Genomic DNA, 829 nt, shown 5'->3' on the forward strand with positions numbered 1-829 from the left:
GCCGGCCGGTACCTGCCGCATCAGGCCGATCGAATCGCGGCGGCGCTCCGGGCGCGGCCCAAGCAGTCCAAACTGGTGGTGAACGCGGTCCTACGGGCAGCGGTCGAGGACGGCTTGTCGAGGAAGCTCTCGCCGGAGCAGATCTCTCACCGCCTGCGCCGGGATCATCCCGACGACGAAAGCATGCGGGTGAGCCACGAAACGATCTATCAAGCCTTGTACTTCCAAGCCCGCGGAGGGTTGAAACGTGAAGTCCAACAAGCACTTCGGACCGGTAGGACGCGCCGGAGGTCGCAGCGCCGAGAGGGTGAGCGATATCAGCGATTCATCGACCCGATGGTGATGATCAGCGACCGGCCGGCAGAGGTGGACGACCGTGCGGTCCCCGGGCACTGGGAGGGGGATCTGATCACCGGGGAGCAGAACAAGACCGCGATCGGCACTCTCGTCGAGCGTTCCACCCGTTACACGATGCTGCTGCACCTGCCGGATGGGCACGACGCCGAACAAGTCCGTGACGCGATCATCACCGCGATCAAGGACCTACCCGCGCACCTACGCGGGTCGCTCACCTGGGACCAGGGCGCCGAGCTTGCCCGACACAAGCAGATCAGCATCGCCACCGACATGCAGGTGTACTTCTGCGATCCGGCCAGTCCGTGGCAGCGCGGTACCAACGAGAACACCAACGGGCTGCTACGGCAGTACTTCCCCAAAAGCACTGACCTGAGTGTCTACGGTCCAGCCGATCTTGAGCACGTCGCGCAGGAACTCAACGGCCGTCCACGCAAAACGCTCGGCTGGGGTATCCCCCTGTCTCTTATACACA

At 63.9% G+C, this 829-nt stretch carries 1 protein-coding gene; it reads left to right on the forward strand.

All coding sequences use genetic code 11. The features are described from left to right. Window positions 1–829: IS30 family transposase (locus tag A5777_RS17455; RefSeq protein WP_156529416.1), on the forward strand; the 829-nt coding region annotated here is incomplete at both ends.

The organism is Gordonia sp. 852002-10350_SCH5691597 (genome assembly GCF_001665715.1).
In the GTDB taxonomy this organism is placed as follows: domain Bacteria; phylum Actinomycetota; class Actinomycetes; order Mycobacteriales; family Mycobacteriaceae; genus Gordonia; species Gordonia sputi.